Genomic DNA, 16,215 nt, shown 5'->3' with positions numbered 1-16,215 from the left:
CGGCCAGCCGTCGGCTTCGGTCGGTCTTCGCATACGCGCCTACAGCAGCCTGTGTTTAGTCAAGTAATTTGAGCAGAAGGGACTGCGGTGGGAATCCTGGACCAAATCCATCCTATGCGACTAGTCCCAAATCCCTTCGGTACTGCATGGGGCTCTTGTAATCCAGGTCGCTCTTGATCCTGATGTCACGATACCATCTCAGATACGCGTCGAGCATGGTGATGAACTCCTCGATTGTAACCCCATCCCAGTCGCGTCCGTAAAAAAATTCCACCTTGAGCCTTCCGAAGAAGCCCTCGCACCTCGCGTTGTCGGGGCTGCAGCCCTTCCTCGACATCGATCTGACCAGGCCGTTCTCTTCGCATATCTTTATCCAGCCTGGCCAGCGATAATGACCGCCTCTATCCGAATGCACGGCCGGGTGGTCGCCCTCGTCGAGCCACTCACACGCTCCGAGCAGCGAGGAGTTCGCCATCTCGGCATCGGGAGACGTGGAGATCGACCAGCTCAGCGGCATTCCGTCGAAACAGTCGACGATTGGCGAGAGATAGGCCTTGCCGGCGGGGATGCGGAACTCGGTGACGTCCGTTATCCATGTCTCGTTCGGGCTGTCGGCGCGGAAGTGGTGCTTTCCCCGCTCGTCTAGCAGTAGGTTCGGAGGCGCTGCGGACGTCTCGCCCTCGTAGGAGCTGTAGCGCCGCTTCTTCTTGGCGGCGCATGCGACCAGGTTCTCCTCGGCCATAATGGCACGCACGGTCCACTCGCCGACTCGGCTCTCAGATCCAGACCCGGCGTTGACCTCGGCGACGATGCGCCTGTAGCCGTAGGTGCCGCCGCTGGATTCGAACGCCGCTATTACCGCCTCCCTGGCGGACGCGTGTTCCTCGGTCTCGCCTTTGAGCTGCACGTTCCTCGCGTACTCGTAGCTGCTCTTGGCCATGCCCACCACGGGGAGCAGCTCGCAGAGCTTATACTTGGTCCTCAGCGCCGTCACCATCGCCGCCTTCTCCGCGTTGGCCAGGCGGTCCGGGTCGGCGCCCGGGTCTTTTTTTACTATCTCGAGGGTCGCCTGGCGTACGTCGAGCTCAAGCTGCACCTTTCTGAGCTGCATCTTCGCCTCTCGCAGCATATCTTGAAGCTGCTCGATGTCATCGGGCAGGTCGTCGAACTCCTTGCTCACGGGTTCTCCCTTCTTCTCGGGTCCCCCGTTATTATCGCCCATCATCTCCCTGCGCCAGAAGTAGGGTGCGGTCCTCGACACGCCGTGACGCTCGGCTATCACCGCGGCGGGCCCAGTCCTCGCCTCCAGCTCCGCCACCACCTGCACCTTCTTCTCGATTGGAATCGGCGGCGTCTTTGGGTTCGGGCCCCTATACTTGCGCTGCCCGGGCGCTATCTCGTCGATCCAGTCGCCGAGCACCTCGCGGCTCTTGGGATATCCCAGCGCCCTCATCGTCCTCACCAGGCTCTTTCCATGCTCGAGGTAGTGCTCGACGGCGCGCTGCTTCATCTCTGCGGTGTACCTCGGATCGGTGGCGAACTTGCTCTCGGGCACCTCACCGGTTTTCTTGTACTCGTTCCACCAGTTACGCAGGCAGGCTCTCGTCGGATATCCTAACTCTGCGACGGTGTCGGCGTAGCTATGGTCGAATTTGATGAAGGTCTCTATCGCGCGCTTCCTCTGCCCCTGGCTGTACATGCGGTTCTCCTCCTGTCCCGCCTTGGTCCAGGATTCCCACCGCAGTCCCGAATGTGCATTAGGAATCGAGCAGCATGGGCATGCGATTCGAGCGGTGGTTTTCGAGCGGCTACCCCTCCTTCATGAGCGCATGGCGCACCCGGTACGACTCCCCTCTAAACTGCATGAGCCTGCCGTGGTGGACGACTCGGTCGATGACGGCGGCGGCCATCTGGTCGTCGCCGAAGACGCCTCCCCAGCGCGAGAACTCCAGGTTTGTGGTGATGACCACGCTCTGCCTCTCGTAGGCGTCGGCGAAGACCTGGAAGACGAGGCGCGCGCCGTCGGCGTCGAGCGGCAGGAACCCCAGCTCGTCGATCGCGAGCAGGCGCGCCCGCGCCATCTGCGACATCTCGCGGTCGAGCCTGCCCTCCTCCCGGGCGCGGCGCAGGCGCATGACGAGCGAGGAGGCGGTGAAGAAGCGCGCCTCGATCTTCCTGTCGCACGCGAGCTGGCACAGCGCGCTCGCCATGTGGGTCTTGCCCGTGCCCACGTCGCCCATCAGCACCAGGTCCTCGCGACGCTCGAGGAACGCGAGCGAGGGCAGGTCGTCTCTCCCGAGGCCCTCGGGCCACGACACCGCCGGCCAGTTGAATCTGAATCTACCCCGATTCCGTTTACACCCCTACGCCGCCATCGGTCGGCGGCCCTCCCCGGGCCGGTTGGCCCGCTCGAACTCCTCGGGGCTGAGGTTCCCCAGCGCGGAGCGTATCCGCACGCTGTTGCAGGAGCACTCGATGTACTCGAAGATCTCGAGCGCCGCCCGCTCTCGGCTCTCGAAGGTGCGCGCGTGCACGCGCTCGGCCTTGATGAGCCCCGTGAGCGACTCCGTGGCCGCGTTGTCCCACGGCGACGATATCGAGCCCATGGAGGGCCTGATGCCCGCGGCGCGCATCGTCTTCCCGAGCAGGAGCGACGCGTGCTGGGAGCCGTGGTCCGAATGGTGGATGCAGCCCCTTGGCGGGCGCCGCCTCGCGATCGCCATCCTGAGCGCGTCGTCGGCGAGCTCGGCGGCCATGCGCGGCGCCATGGACCAGCCGACGATCCTGCGCGACCATATGTCCATGACGACCGCCAGGTAGATCCAGCCCCGATGGGTCCTCACATAGGTGATGTCGGCGAACCACGCGCGGTTCGGGCCGTCCACGCAGAATTCCCGGCGCACCAGGTCGGGCGCGGTGTTGGCCTGCGGGGCGGCCGGTTCGGCCGCGCTCCTCGGGCGCCCGGCGCCGCCCCCGGTGGCGCCGGCCCACCCGCTCTCGCGCATGATGCGCGCCTGGGCGCTTGCGCGACGCGCGCTCGCCGGAGCGCCCGAGCCCGGCGAAGACCTTGGGGGCGCCGTAGGTGCCGCGGCTGGCGGTGCATATCTCGGAGATCGCCGCGGCCAGCTCGGCGTCGCGCAGGTCGTGCGCGCTCGGCGGCCGCTTCCTCCATGCGCGGTAGCCCTGCCTGGTGACCCCGGGGGCGGAGCACATCTCGGAGACCGTCCAGGCCCCCTCGCTGGCCTTGACGAACGCGGACTTAGCCCCCTCCGCCTGCGAGCCTACGGCCGCCTGCCGGCGGAGGGGGCGCTCGCTTTCAAAGGCATCCCGTTCCCCCTCCTCAGCCGCTCGTCCTCGCGCCTCGGCCCGCGGAGGTCCCCCGCCATCTGGAAGGGGCTGTCCCCTGCCGGCGCCCGCGCGGCGCCGGCCCTCCTGACCCAGTCCGGCAGGCCCCCCGGGTCGACGCCGGGCTCGCGGGCGGTCTCCGCGTAGGTACCGCCCCGCTCCCCGTGCAGCCTCACCGCCCGCTGCTCGAGCTCTGCCGGACGCCTGGGCGACGGATGCCCCATCCCATGCCCCCCTTCCCCGTTTACGGCATCATGCCCAAACGGAACTCGATGCGTCAACGGAAACGGGGGAGATTCAAATTCAGCTCTCCCATGACGCTCCTCTCCAACCGTGCTCCTCCCAACGGCTCCATTGTTGGGGGCAAGCATATTTCCGGTAGCGCGGTTGGCGAAAGCGCGGTAGCGCCGATGTCGAGAATGCGGTAGCGCGACTGACGGGATGCGGTAGCCTAACTGCCGATTTTTATGGTAGCGGTATCAATGCATCCCCTGCACCCCGCGCCGGCTCCATGGCGAAAGCTGTCACCGTAGGCCCCACAAACCGCTTGTCGCAACATTCGAGCGTCTTGGCGGTGGTTTTCCGAATGATTGCCGAGTAGACCCCATAGACGCAATACATCTAAATGGGGTTTTACAACACGTAGAACGCGGATTACTTCCCATGTTGCCAAACTACCACCGCCAAGACGCTCGAAGTGGCAAAGCTGGCAAAAAGGGTGGTGCTATGCATTCTCGTAACGCAGCTCAACTGAGAAGGAAAACCGATCTTCGGCCTGAGATATCGATTTAGCACTACCCGTTAACGCATCTCGAAGCGCCGCAAATCCCAGCCGCGACGCTCCGCCTCGTGCACCAATTCCCTGGCGGAAGCGTGCTCAAGATCAGATAGATCCATGACCGCCCAAGGTGACGCGACAAACATCGCCGAACCCGTGTCATCGATAAGCGCCATGCGCAAACGATTGACATCGATCAAAATCCCGTCCTCCATTGATCCCCCCTTCGCGGCGCTTCGCGACAATCCACAAGAACTGGCATCGCCTTTGAATGCATCGATTCGATACCCCGCGGACTATCTGGGGCATCGCAAGCAATCGCTAAAACAGGCATCGCTCGATGACGTCTTTGCCGCGCAGCTTTTCAAGCCATTCCTGTGGAATCCCGTCGATCCCGTAGACGATTCCCGCAAGGGCGCCGGCGACAGCCGCTGTGGTATCGGTATCGTCGCCTAGATTCACCGCAGCGCATGCGCACTCTTCATATGACGAAGTGGTCGTCAGGCACCAAAGAGCCGCATTGAACGTATCCTCGACGAAACCGGTCGAAGGCACTTGGGAAGACTCGCGGGCGGAGAGCTCGGCGCACCCTGGAATAGCGCGCTCGAACGGCTCGCCGGCAGCAAGTGCCCGGGCGATATGCACCATGCGCACACAGGCCTCGGTGGAGATGCGGTGCGCATGGGTAATCGCCGAGACCGCGCGGACCTCGCTGTCCGTAGCGTCTGTGAAAGCGAGCGGCACCGTGCGCATAAGGGAACCGTTGCCGTTGTCGCGCGGGCCGGCGCACCCATGACCTTGATCGAGCGCGCGTGCTGTGGCACCGCCGATGTCGAACAGCCCATCAACCGTGTATGCGTCATCCCGGTACCAGGCGCAGAACCGCGCGCGGATATCCTCGCAATCAAGATGCCCCAGCTCGCGATAGCTGTCGCAGATGGCCAGCGACATCGAGGTGTCGTCGCTCCAAGTGCCTGCCGGCTGGCCATGGCTCCCATAGCCCACCATGTCGCTGCACGTAAATGTGCCCCGGCGCTTGAACTCGAAAGGCACGCCGAGAGCATCGGCCACCGCCTGGCCGTATAGGCAATCTCGCAATGTGCCCGGCATGGGATCCCTCCTCGCACGATGTCGATTTCTCGTAAGTTTACCATCGTGAAATCGGATGGGAGTCGCCATGGAATGGACGCCCCAGCTTCGGCATGCGCCCGTCAGTCGAGGTGCCGCGATTTGCGATTTCATAACAAGCCGCACGAGGATCCCCCATGGCGACTCCACCGCGCTATAATCCAACACAGGCGCCTTGCACAGGGCGCATCAACATAACGGGGAGCTTGCAGGACAGGACGGCAGGCTGAGAGGGGGCGCGCCCGCCCCGACCCGCGGAACCTGATATGGGTAATGCCAACGAAGGGAGTGCGTATGGATACGCAGCAAGCTGCCACCGCAACCGAATCTCCGGGCACCGCGCCCGTCCGCCCCGACGGGACGCCCTGCATCACGCAGATCGATTTCGCGCGCGCCGGCGTGATCACACCCGCGATGCTCGCCGTCGCCGAGCGCGAGAAGCGCGACCCCGAGTTCATCCGCGCGGGTGTTGCAGCCGGCCGCATCGCCATCCCGGCGAACATCCGCCATCTCGCATGCGGACTCGAGCCACGCGGCGTAGGAGAGGGACTCTCCACCAAAGTTAATGTCAACCTAGGCATTTCCGGCGACGTCGCCGACGCGGACGTGGAGTGGGAAAAGGTCCGTACCGCCGAGGCGTTCGGCGCGGACGCCATCATGGACCTCTCGAACTCAGGCAAAACGAGGTTCTTCCGCCAGGAGCTCGTCCAAAAGACCCCGCTCATGGTGGGCACCGTCCCCATGTACGACGCCATCGGCTATATGGAAAAGCCGCTTGTCAAGCTCACCGTCGAGGACCTCTTGGAGGTTACGCGCGCTCATGCGGAAGATGGCGTGGACTTCCTCACCATCCACTGCGGCATCAACAAGAGCGTCATCAAGACCTTCAAAGAGACCGGACGCCTCATGAACATCGTGAGCCGCGGCGGCTCGTTGCTGTTCGGCTGGATGGAGGTCACCGGCAACGAGAATCCGTTTTACGAGTACTACGACGAGATCCTCGCGATCTGCCACGAGTACGACGTAACCATCTCGCTGGGCGACTCGTGCCGGCCGGGCTGCCTGTACGACGCGAACGACGCCGTGGAAACGGCCGAGATGATAGAGCTGGGCAAGCTCGCCCGCCGCGCATGGGACGCCGGCGTACAGGTCATGATCGAGGGCCCCGGCCACATGCCCATCAACGAGATCGAAGCGAACGTGCGCATGGAGAAGAGCTTGTGCCACGGTGCGCCGTACTACGTGCTCGGCCCGCTCGTCACCGATATCGGCGTGGGATACGACCACATAACCGCCGCTATCGGCGGCGCGATCAGCGCGAGCGCCGGAGCCGACTTCCTGTGCTACGTCACCCCCGCCGAGCACCTCTGCCTTCCCAATGCGCAAGACGTGCTCGACGGCCTCATCGCCACGCGCATCGCCGCCCACGCTGCCGATATCGCCAAGGGCGTGCCCGGCGCGCAAGAGGCCGATAACCGCATGGGCGATGCGCGCCGGCGCCTGGCCTGGGACGAGATGTGGCAATACGCCCTCGACCCCGTAACCTCGAAGGCGCGCTATGAGGCTTCTCCCGCATCTACCGAGGGAACCTGCACCATGTGCGGCAAGATGTGCGCCGTCCGCACGGTGAACAAGGTGTTCGAAGGCACCACGATCGATCTCGACGCACAGTAACCTTTCCCACACGTTGCCCAAGCGGCACAGCTCGAGCAGCTATGCCGCCCTCGTGCGGCGCTCCGGTATCAACACTCCCGTTTCGTGCCGACTCCCGTCGGCCGAGTCCCATTTAGAAAGGAACCCTTCCATGGATAGCAAGCTTTTGTCCTCAGCACTCGAGAACGTCCGTGCAACGACGCCCCTCGTGCACTGCATCACCAACTACGTTACCGTCAACGACTGCGCGAATGCCCTGCTCGCCTGCGGCGGCAGCCCCATCATGGCCGATGATATAGACGACGCCCCGGCCATCACTCGCATCTGCGGAGGACTCGTGCTGAACATCGGCACGCTGAACGCGCGCACCATCGAGACCATGCATGCTGCGGGCAAGGTCGCCGGCGAGCTTGGACACCCGATTGTGCTCGATCCAGTTGGAGCCGGCGCGAGCCCCCTGCGCACCGATACCGCCGCAGCCCTCATCGACGAGCTGCCCATCACCGTGGTGCGCGGCAACATGAGCGAGATCAAGGCGCTCACCGGTGCCGCGGCGGCCACGCGCGGCGTCGACGCCAACCCCGACGACGCCGTGACCGAGGATAACCTTGCCGAAGTCGCCGCGATCGTGCGCGAGCTCGCCGGCAAGCTCGGCTGCATCGTCGCCGTCACCGGCGCGATCGACCTCGTGGCGACCGCCGAACGAGCCGTAGCCATCCGCAACGGCCGTGCCATCATGGGCAAGATCACCGGCACCGGCTGCATGCTCGATACCATCATCGCCGCCTACGTCGTGGCGAATCCCGACCACGCCCTCGAAGCCACCGTTGCCGCCATCGCCGGCTGGGGCCTCGCGGGCGAGGTAGCCGAGGATCGCATGGGCGAGCTCGACGGCAATGCGAGCTTCCGCACCTACCTCATCGACGCAGCGTTCAACATGGCTGCAGACCAGCTCGCAAACGGTGCGCGCGTGGAGGAGCTGTAGCATGGGAATAGCTGTTGCCCGCGCCGCCACGCAGGCGGCTCGCGGACCTTGGAGCCCGAAGGACATACGCCAGGCGATGTGGCTTTACGCGGTCACCGATAGCGCCTGGCTCCATGGGCGCACCCTCGCTTCCTGCGTGCGCGATGCCGTCGATGCCGGCGCCACCTGCGTGCAGTTGCGGGAGAAGCATCTCGACACGGACCGAATCGTGGAGCTCGCCGGCACCATCCAGCCCATCTGCCGCGCAGCCCGCGTCCCCTTCCTTATCGACGACGATGTTGAAGCCGCTCTGCGTTCGGGTGCAGACGGGGTCCATGTGGGGCAAAGCGACACGGCATGCGCCGAAGCCCGTCGCATCTTAGGCCCCGATGCGATCATCGGCGTCTCCGCCCAAACCGTCGATGAGGCGCTCGCCGCAGAGGCGGCGGGCGCGGATTATCTCGGCGTCGGAGCGCTCATCCCCACTCCCACCAAGCCGGATGCCGTCGATGTGACCTCAGAGGAACTTGCACGCATCTGCAGCGCGGTATCGATTCCCGTGGTAGGAATCGGCGGGCTGCATGCTGACACGATAAAGGTGCTCAGCGGTTCCGGCGTGGACGGTGCGGCAGTGGTCTCGGCCATCTTTGCCTCGGACGACATCGCGGGCTCCGTTCGCGAGCTCGATGCAGCGCTGCATGCCGCACTTGGATAGGCGCGGTTTCGAGGCCCTCTGCGCGAGCCGCTCCGACCACCGCAGCCGAAACCTTGAGCTGAACCGACAGCGCTGAGAAAGCGCTGACCTAGCCAGCGACGATATGAAAAAGGGACTGACGACATCGACCGTCAGCCCCTTTTTCATGCGATTTCGAGCCGAGTGTTCGCGCGGTATAGCCCCACGCGATACGCAGCCACGCCTCCCGCTACAGCACGAGCAGCCCGGCGGTGGTGATCACCACGCTCGCAACAGCTATGGTCAAGATAGGCACGAGCGCCCACTTGAGCCAGGTAGGATACTGCACTCGTGCGAGCAGCAGGCCCGGAAGGAAGACCGCCGTCGGGCTGAAAAGGTTCGCCAGGCCGTTCGCCGCACAGAAGATGGCGATGATGACCTCGGGCGAGAAGCCGAGGTTCGCCGCCAGCGGCCCCAGGATGGGCATGGAGATGGTGGCCAAGGCCGAGGTCGACGTGATAACCACGGATAGACCAAGGTACACCAGGTAGCACAGCGGTCCAAAGACCAACGCGCTCGTACCAGCCAGAGCTGCCGAGGCGCCGTTCAGGATCACGATATCGAGGCCCGTCTCGCCCATCAAGATCGAGATGGCGCGGGAGAGGCCCACCATGAGCGCCACGCCGATCATGTCGGCTGCACCGGAAAGGAAGGCGTCGACGATCTCGTTCTCGCGCAGGCCGCCGAGCACGCCGATAACGATGGCCATGAGGAAGAACCAGATCGAAGCGTCGTTGAAGTACCACTCGCCCACCGGGTTGCCGGTGATGATGCCGCTCCACGGCATGGTGGTCCAAGCTTCCTCCGCAGCGTCGTAAACGCCACCGGCGGTGAAGACGCTCACACCGAAGTCTTCCCAGGGGATGAAGCCGCAGATCATGACCACGAACGAGATGCCGAACAATGCGAGCGCAAGCTTGCGCTTGCCGGTGAACTCAAGCGTCTCGACCTTCTCCGTGGCATCCTTGCCATACGCCTCCTCGGCGGCCGCCTGTTCCTGGAGCGACAGGATGGTCGACCCCTTGTCCCTACGCACGCGATTGGCATAGCGCAGGATGAAGAAGAGCGAGATGGCGTAGCTCGCCACGGTGAGGATGAACCCGAGCACGATCACGATGCCCTGATTCGCTTCGATGCCCACGCTCGCGAGCGAGTCGATGGCGACGCCGACGGCAAACGGATTGACCGTGGAGCCCAAGCAGCCCACGCCGGCACCCAGGAGAACCGTCGCGGCGGCAACCATCGTGTCAAAGCCCGCAGCGAACAACGTCGCCGAGAGCAGCGCGTAAAACGGAATGGTCTCCTCGCAGAAGCCGTAGGTCGAACCAAGCAGCGCGAAGATCGCCATGATCGCGGCGATAAGCACCGTCTCATGGCCGTGGAGCGCACGGACGAGCGCGGCGATGCCCGCATCGAGTGCGCCCAGCTTGTTCACGATACCCAAGCAACCACCCAGGATGAGCAGGAAGAGCGAGACCTCGATACCGTCGAGGAAGCCCATGACGGGAGAAGCCAGGATGTCGGAGAGCGACGCCGCAGTGACACCGGGAAGCACTCGCGACAAGAACACGGTAGCCACGCCTACGATGAGGGTAATGATCACAAGAATCGTGTACGAGGAGATCATGACCTTCTGCTTGGCCTGGCCACCCTCCTTCGGCTCGAGCGCCTCAGAGCTCGAATCGGTTTGGTTTTGAGACATGCGTGCTCCTAACCACTTTGGACAAAACGTGCATCATGGTATCCGTTTTATTCGCAAATTGAAACAGAGCATGGGGATACAAGTTGTCATTCCGCTGGGAATAATGGCCTCTACCTCGGCATTTCAAATACTCAAGAGCGTTTTGATGAGAGGGGCGACCCGCGCTTCCATCGATACACCGACCCACCGTGCCCGAATGCTTACACATGCCGATAAACGGGTAAAGCTACCCAAGCAACCGCGCAGGGTGCCGCCGCATGGCGAGATGCTGGCGGCGCATAGCCGATGGCCGACTGAGCCGAAGGAAAAACCCAGAAAGCTGCCCCCAAGCGGAACGTATCGAGGAATCGAGGTATGCATGAACGTCACGACCGTACCCGCCGTCCTGTCCATCGCCGGTTCGGATTCGAGCGGTGGCGCGGGAATCCAAGCGGATATCAAAACCATCACCGCGCATCGACTCTTTGCGGAAACTGCCATCACCGCGCTCACTGCACAGAACACGCTCGGAGTGCGCTCGGTGCTCGACGCAACGCCCGCCTTTGTAGCCGATGAGCTCGATGCCGTCTTCGAGGATATTCCACCGGCAGCTGTGAAAATCGGCATGGTATCCTCTGCCCCCATCATCGAGGCCATTGCCGAGCGCCTTGCGCACTGGGGAGCCATCAACATCGTGGTCGACCCGGTGATGGTCGCAACCTCGGGCGCGCGTCTCATAGACGAGGGCGCTGTGTCCGCGCTAACCGAGTGCCTCTTCCCGCTCGCGACCGTCATCACGCCCAACATCAAGGAGGCGGAGGCCCTCGTCGGCCACGCGATCGGATCCGCTCATGATCAGGAGGTGGTCGCCGCCGAGCTCGTTCGGCGCTTTGGCTGTTCCGTGCTCGTCAAGGGAGGGCACAACGTGAACGACGCCAACGACGTGCTAGCCGAGCCCGTAGCCCATGAAGATGACGCCCCGCGCATCACGTGGTTCCGCCACAAGCGGGTCGAGACCGAGAACACCCACGGCACCGGCTGCACCCTCTCCTCGGCAATCGCCTGCGCGCTCGCCCAGGGCCGAACGCTACCCGAGGCAGTTAACCAGGCCAAGGAGTATCTCACCGGCGCACTCGCCGCAGGCCTCGACCTCGGCCACGGCTCCGGCCCCGTCAACCATATGTGGGAGTATTAGGAGCGGTCCTGCTCAGACCCCGTCTACTTCCGCAAGCAAAGCACGTCCAAGGAGCACAAGGCAGACCAAGACCGGTGCTGCGAGGAGCAGATGGACCACGGCAAGCGGAATCGCCGTCTCGAAGGGCAGGAGCTGAACGGGGAGCATGCAGCGCCCCTGATAGACTGCAAGCAGGGCGACGAGGACGAGCGCCGCGCTTGAAACCACAACCACCAGCGAGAGCATGATGACGAACAGCCAGACCGTAGCCTTCGCGCTCATGTAGCGGGCGCCACGGGCACCGTAGCGGTCCCAGCCCATCGCCCGCGCCTTCGCAGCATCACGACCAAGGTACTTGATGCGCGAGCGTATCGCTATGTAGAACACGACCGTGATGAACAGCGCGATCACATCGAACAGCGCAAAGATCCCGATTCCGGGATCGAGAACCGCGAGAACAGCCCTTACCACCGAAAGAGCAACCGCCAACATGAACCATAGGCTGCTTTGGCAGCTCGACCCCATCATCTGCACCACGCCCTTCGTCATCGTCCAGCCAAGCTCTTAAGCAAAACATCACGCGATTCACAGTCTACCGCGTCATGTCCTGGGTAGAAGAGAATTAACAACGTGCTCCCGACCGGTCCGCGGTCGGGGCTTTTCTAATATGAGCTGAACATTGTCAAGAGGCAAAACCGGCCCGACCGCCCGCGGAGCTACCGCGACCGGTCGGGCCTACCTATCTTCACCCGGGGGCGCCGCCGCTTGAGGGCGTGTCTGTTCGACGCACGTTCGGCATTCTAATATCCGCGCGTGGCCTCGTCGGCTGCGCATTTCGTTGCTACGGCTGGGGGCCTCGGCCGAAGTCTGTATGGCGGGCGTGGCGGTTCCCCGCTGCCCATAAAAAGAGACTCGAGTGGCCTCCCAACGGCCTCGAACGCGGCGGGCCCCGGGGTCGGACCCTGTTTCGCTCGGGCGGCCGCTACTCCGCGGCCATCCTCGCTATCGCCCAGGCCCAGCACGCCATCTCGCGCGCGGTGGCGCAGTTGGCGACGACGGGGCGCTTGCCGGCCCCCGCCATCGCCTCCCTGCGGTCGATGAGCCTGCGGTTGCACTTCGTCGCGTGCCTCCTCACCGCGGGGGCGACCTCCTGGCCCGGGGCGAGCGGCTTCGGGTCGCGCGAGGACATCGGCACGTGCCAGGCGGCCTCGACGAGGGCGGAGCGCACGTGGGCGTTGCCCGCCCGCGTGATCCCGCCCTTCGACGACGTCTCACCGCTCGAGTGCTCCGAGGGCGTGAGGCCGCACCACGACGCGAAGGACGGGGCGGTGGGGAAGCGGGAGAAGTCGCCCGCCTCGCAGGCGAGCAGGAACGCCGTGGCGACGTCGAAGCCCTTCACGCACCTGAGGGCGTCGACGACGGGCCTCCACTCCGGCCTCCCGGCCGACTCGGCGACCTTCCCCGCCAGCTCGTCGCGCGCCTCCTGGCAGCGCCTCACGCAGTCGCGGTAGTGCTCGTAGGCGGCGGCGTCATCGGGCTCGTCGAACTCGATCGCGTCGGCCCACTTCCAGTACGCGCGCGTCCAGTTGCCCCTCCTGCGCCCGGTCGGCGTCGACTCGTCGAAGACGTGGCCGTGGCGCAGCAGGAACTTCGACATCCGCTGCTTGGCGCGCTGGAGGTCGTCGCGCGCGTCGGCGAGGGCCCGCGACAGGTCGCGGGCGGCCTCGGTGCGCTCGTCGGGGACCCACACCTCGACGACGTTCCTGGTCGCGAGCAGGCGCGCCAGGAACTCGGCGTCGCGCCTGTCGGTCTTCCTGCCCCTGTCGGCGGCGGGCCGCTGCATCTTGGAGACGGCGCCCACGACGCAGTCCAGGCCGAGCGCGCGCAGGGCGCGGCAGAGGTGGAAGCCGGTGACCCCGGACTCGTAGACGGCCCTCGGGGACTCGAAGCCGAGCGCCCACTCGGCGACCGCCGCCGGGTCGTAGCCGAACGAGGCCCGCTCGGCCTCGCCTGTCATCGGGTTCAGGGCGAAGGCCTTGATGCTGCGGGCGTGGACGTCGAGACCGATGGCTGTGACATAATGGGACATGGCCCCTCCTCTGTCGTATGTGGCGCGCGGCCACGGTTGCGGGATACGACCATTGTCGCCCGACCCACGGACCTGCGACAGGAGGAGGGGCTCAATGTTCAGCTCATATCGTCTCTAAGGAGGCCTCGTTATGAGTAGCTTCGACCCCAATCGCGATTACATCGAGGAGTATATCGACGCCTGGAACAGGAAGGTTCGTCACGCGAAAACCTGGATGGTCGTCCTTGGCATCGCGCTCGTTGTGGCCGGCATCGCCGCCGCGCTATCGCCCTTCAGCCTGTACGCAATCATTCAATCCATCACCGCGGCGGTGCTCATCGTCCACGGAATCACGCAGATAGCAGGCTATTTCCAAACACCTGAGTTCTTCCGAAATGGCACGATGATGGCATCAGGCGTCCTGAACGCGTTGATCGGCGTCTTGTTGATCGCGTTGCCCAGCCTCGTTACCGCGAGCGCGCTCGTGTTCATGCTCGCCCTCGTACTCATCGTAAGCGGCATCGAGCGCGTGACGTTCGCTCGCCAGCTAAGCTTCTACCAGATTCCCGCATCCTCCGCCGGCACCGCGACCGGCGTCATCAACATCATCCTCGGCATCCTCTTTCTGCTCATGCCCATGATGACGAGCTTCGCGCTCGTGTACCTCATCGCCGGATACCTCATCGTGGCAGGCGCCACCCTCATCGTAGAGAGCATCTCCATCAAGCGCATCGATCGATAAGCTTCGTTAGGACGTCGCACCTAGAGGTACTTTCGCCAATCGTCATCCTCGTCGTCGTCCTGAGCAGCGGCAGCTGCCGCATCGCGAGCGCGCTCAGCCTCTTGGGCAGCGCGCTCCTCAGCGTAGGTGACGGCGGGAGCCTCGGGGAGCGCGCTGAATGCATGTTCGAACTTGGGGAGGTTCTCGTCATACCGCGTGCGCGGGATGGCGAAGACGACCTGCTTCACCCCGTGTGTGCCACCGGCGAGCTCCGCGCGGAACAGCTCTGCCACCTGCTCGGCATCCCACCCGAAGACGCCGCAGCCATAGGCCCCGAGCACGACCTTCTCGTGCCCGAGGGCGTCGGCGATGTCGAGCACGAAGCAGATGCGGTCGCGCATGGCCGCCGCGAGCGCATCATCGGCAACGCGGTACTCCTCGCGCGCACGGCGGGCGTTAGGCGCCGCCGCCACGATCACATCCGCGTAGGCGTGCATCTTGCCGCGCTCGAAGCGCACCGCCGGCACCACGAGCGCGCGCTCGCGGTAGAGCTCGCAGTTGATATTGCGGCGCCGGTTCTCCTGGTACCAGTCGCGCTCGCCGTCCAAGACGTTATAGAGGTAGGACTCGGTGCACAGCGCCTCCTCCTGGGCAAGGCCGCCCCTGATATAGCCGCCGCCGGGATTCACGAAGGACGCGAAGTCGAGGACCGCGAGATCGCAGAACTGCGCGTAGCCGCGGCCGTTCTCGAGCACGGCGGCGATGGCATCCTGCGCCACCACCGCGACCTCGGGCACGCAGGGCTCGGTGACCTCCACCTTGGGTGCGCCGTCATAGCGGACAACGCCGGCGCGGGACCGCTCGATGTCCTTGGCCAGACGCTCGGCGACCTCGGCGGTATGCTTCTCGGCGGCCGCACGGCGCGCTTCGCGCCGCGGGTTGGAACGATTTGCCTGGGCGGGACGGTTCTGTCGACGATCCATGTGATCAACCTCGCATCAAAGTCGCGGTAAGGCCAGCTATCAAACGAGTATAGGCCATCCGTCATGCCTCGGGACGCTCGCGGCCGATCCCGCCTGCCGCGATCTCGACAGCCTCCTCCACATCATCGGTGAGCTGTACGAGCTCGGGGTCGAGCGGCGAAATCATGCCCGCCCCCTTGACGGCCCCCTCGATCCAATCGAAGAGGCCTCCCCAGTACGCTTTGCCCACCAATGCCACCGGGGTGCGCTTGACCTTGTGCGTCTGGACAAGGGTGAGCAGCTCGAACAGTTCATCGAGCGTGCCGAAGCCACCTGGGAACACGATCGCGCCGCTGGAATACTTAACGAACATGGTCTTGCGCACGAAGAAGTACCTAAAGGACATGCCCAGGTTGACCCAGTCGTTCAACCGGTCCTCGAACGGAAGCTCGATGCCGAGCCCAACCGACACTCCGCCGGCCTCGGCAGCCCCGCGGTTGGCCGCCTCCATGATGCCGGGGCCGCCGCCCGTGATGGTCGCTATGCCGCGCCGTGCGATGAGCTCGCCTGCCCTGCGCGCTTGAGCGTACGAGGAATCGGTCGGGCGCGCACGGGCCGAGCCGAACACCACGACCGCGGGTCCAAGCTCCGCAAGCGCACCGAAACCGTCGACGAACTCCGCTTGGATGCGCAGGACGCGCCAAGGATCCATGTGGAGCCAGTCGGTGGATTTCTCGGGCGCGAGGAGGTTGCCGTAGGTGGTGTCCGCGGGAATCATGCGCCCGCGCATCATCACGGGACCGCGATGATAGGTCCCCTCGGGCGCGGGTACGGAGGGTTCGACGTGATCGTAGTGAGGCAGACGGTCTTCGGAATCCATGGGAACCTCCTAGAAGATGGGCGGAGAGGGCGAGCTCTCTTTAGAACCGGGCGCGGTGGCGGGCCGCACACCGGTCTTGTTGTACCCAGGGTGCCAGACCCCCTGTCGCGCACGCGCCCACCCGTCGC

The 16,215-nt window shown here is 64.6% G+C and carries 15 protein-coding genes and 1 riboswitch; of the genes, 5 read left to right on the top strand and 10 right to left on the bottom strand.

The features are described 5' to 3' along the window. Positions 1–112 precede the first annotated feature (112 nt). The 5 genes from C1717_RS03510 to C1717_RS03485 all read right to left on the bottom strand — a co-directional run bounded on the left by C1717_RS03510 (position 113) and on the right by C1717_RS03485 (position 5,233). Positions 113–1,453 (bottom strand): IS3 family transposase, encoded by a 1,341-nt coding sequence (locus C1717_RS03510; protein WP_425430938.1) that lies wholly within the window; start codon positions 1,451–1,453, stop codon positions 113–115. 355 nt (positions 1,454–1,808) lie between these two features. Further along, a complete protein-coding gene (locus C1717_RS03505) occupies positions 1,809–2,318 on the bottom strand; it encodes an ATP-binding protein (protein ID WP_102371871.1) in 510 nt (169 codons plus the stop codon). 45 nt (positions 2,319–2,363) lie between these two features. Continuing rightward, positions 2,364–3,005: an IS3 family transposase gene (locus C1717_RS03500; protein WP_102371870.1), complete on the bottom strand. Its 642-nt coding sequence runs from the start codon at positions 3,003–3,005 to the stop codon at positions 2,364–2,366. Positions 3,006–4,146: 1,141 nt separating this feature from the next. Continuing rightward, a complete protein-coding gene (locus C1717_RS03490) occupies positions 4,147–4,338 on the bottom strand; it encodes a hypothetical protein (RefSeq protein ID WP_102371868.1) in 192 nt (63 codons plus the stop codon). A gap of 106 nt (positions 4,339–4,444) precedes the next feature. Next, entirely contained in the window at positions 4,445–5,233 is a 789-nt protein-coding gene (locus tag C1717_RS03485; protein ID WP_102371867.1) for an ADP-ribosylglycohydrolase family protein, read from the bottom strand. Between the two features lie 206 nt (positions 5,234–5,439). Then, a riboswitch (TPP riboswitch) is annotated at positions 5,440–5,556 on the top strand. Here C1717_RS03485 and thiC point away from each other — a divergent pair. The 3 genes from thiC to thiE all read left to right on the top strand — a co-directional run bounded on the left by thiC (position 5,546) and on the right by thiE (position 8,583). Beyond that, positions 5,546–6,925, top strand: coding sequence for a phosphomethylpyrimidine synthase ThiC (gene thiC, locus C1717_RS03480; protein WP_245859409.1), 1,380 nt, complete (start codon positions 5,546–5,548; stop codon positions 6,923–6,925). It overlaps the preceding riboswitch by 11 nt. Before the next feature lie 130 nt (positions 6,926–7,055). After that, positions 7,056–7,889, top strand: coding sequence for a hydroxyethylthiazole kinase (gene thiM / locus C1717_RS03475; RefSeq protein WP_102371866.1), 834 nt, complete (start codon positions 7,056–7,058; stop codon positions 7,887–7,889). Position 7,890: 1 nt separating this feature from the next. Continuing rightward, entirely contained in the window at positions 7,891–8,583 is a 693-nt protein-coding gene (gene thiE, locus C1717_RS03470; RefSeq protein ID WP_102371865.1) for a thiamine phosphate synthase, read from the top strand. 208 nt (positions 8,584–8,791) lie between these two features. Here the strand turns inward: thiE and C1717_RS03465 are convergent, their stop codons facing one another. After that, a complete protein-coding gene (locus C1717_RS03465) occupies positions 8,792–10,303 on the bottom strand; it encodes a YfcC family protein (protein ID WP_102371864.1) in 1,512 nt (503 codons plus the stop codon). A 358-nt stretch (positions 10,304–10,661) separates the two neighbouring features. On the opposite strand from C1717_RS03465, the gene thiD reads away from it, so the two are divergent. After that, positions 10,662–11,477 (top strand): bifunctional hydroxymethylpyrimidine kinase/phosphomethylpyrimidine kinase, encoded by an 816-nt coding sequence (gene thiD, locus C1717_RS03460; protein WP_102371863.1) that lies wholly within the window; start codon positions 10,662–10,664, stop codon positions 11,475–11,477. A 12-nt stretch (positions 11,478–11,489) separates the two neighbouring features. Here thiD and C1717_RS03455 read toward each other — a convergent pair whose 3' ends face one another. Next, the gene (locus C1717_RS03455; RefSeq protein ID WP_146003654.1) at positions 11,490–11,948 is read right to left on the bottom strand and encodes a hypothetical protein; all 459 of its coding nucleotides are present in this window, start codon (positions 11,946–11,948) and stop codon (positions 11,490–11,492) included. Positions 11,949–12,438: 490 nt separating this feature from the next. Beyond that, positions 12,439–13,545 (bottom strand): IS110 family RNA-guided transposase, encoded by a 1,107-nt coding sequence (locus C1717_RS03450; protein WP_102371612.1) that lies wholly within the window; start codon positions 13,543–13,545, stop codon positions 12,439–12,441. A gap of 130 nt (positions 13,546–13,675) precedes the next feature. Here C1717_RS03450 and C1717_RS03445 point away from each other — a divergent pair, with 130 nt between their 5' ends. Further along, positions 13,676–14,266 carry an HdeD family acid-resistance protein gene (locus tag C1717_RS03445; protein ID WP_102371861.1) on the top strand — a complete coding sequence of 197 codons (591 nt, stop codon included), beginning with the start codon at positions 13,676–13,678 and terminating at the stop codon, positions 14,264–14,266. A 20-nt stretch (positions 14,267–14,286) separates the two neighbouring features. Here C1717_RS03445 and C1717_RS03440 read toward each other — a convergent pair whose 3' ends face one another. Further along, positions 14,287–15,228 carry a TIGR02452 family protein gene (locus C1717_RS03440; protein WP_102371860.1) on the bottom strand — a complete coding sequence of 314 codons (942 nt, stop codon included), beginning with the start codon at positions 15,226–15,228 and terminating at the stop codon, positions 14,287–14,289. 61 nt (positions 15,229–15,289) lie between these two features. Next, positions 15,290–16,000: an LOG family protein gene (locus C1717_RS03435; protein ID WP_245859519.1), complete on the bottom strand. Its 711-nt coding sequence runs from the start codon at positions 15,998–16,000 to the stop codon at positions 15,290–15,292. Positions 16,001–16,215: the final 215 nt, after the last annotated feature.

Origin of the sequence: Enorma phocaeensis (assembly GCF_900186505.1) — a bacterium.
Classification (GTDB): Bacteria; Actinomycetota; Coriobacteriia; order Coriobacteriales; family Coriobacteriaceae; genus Enorma; species Enorma phocaeensis.
The sequence above is the reverse complement of the archived record's forward strand: the minus strand, read 5'-3'. Positions and strand labels throughout refer to the sequence as shown.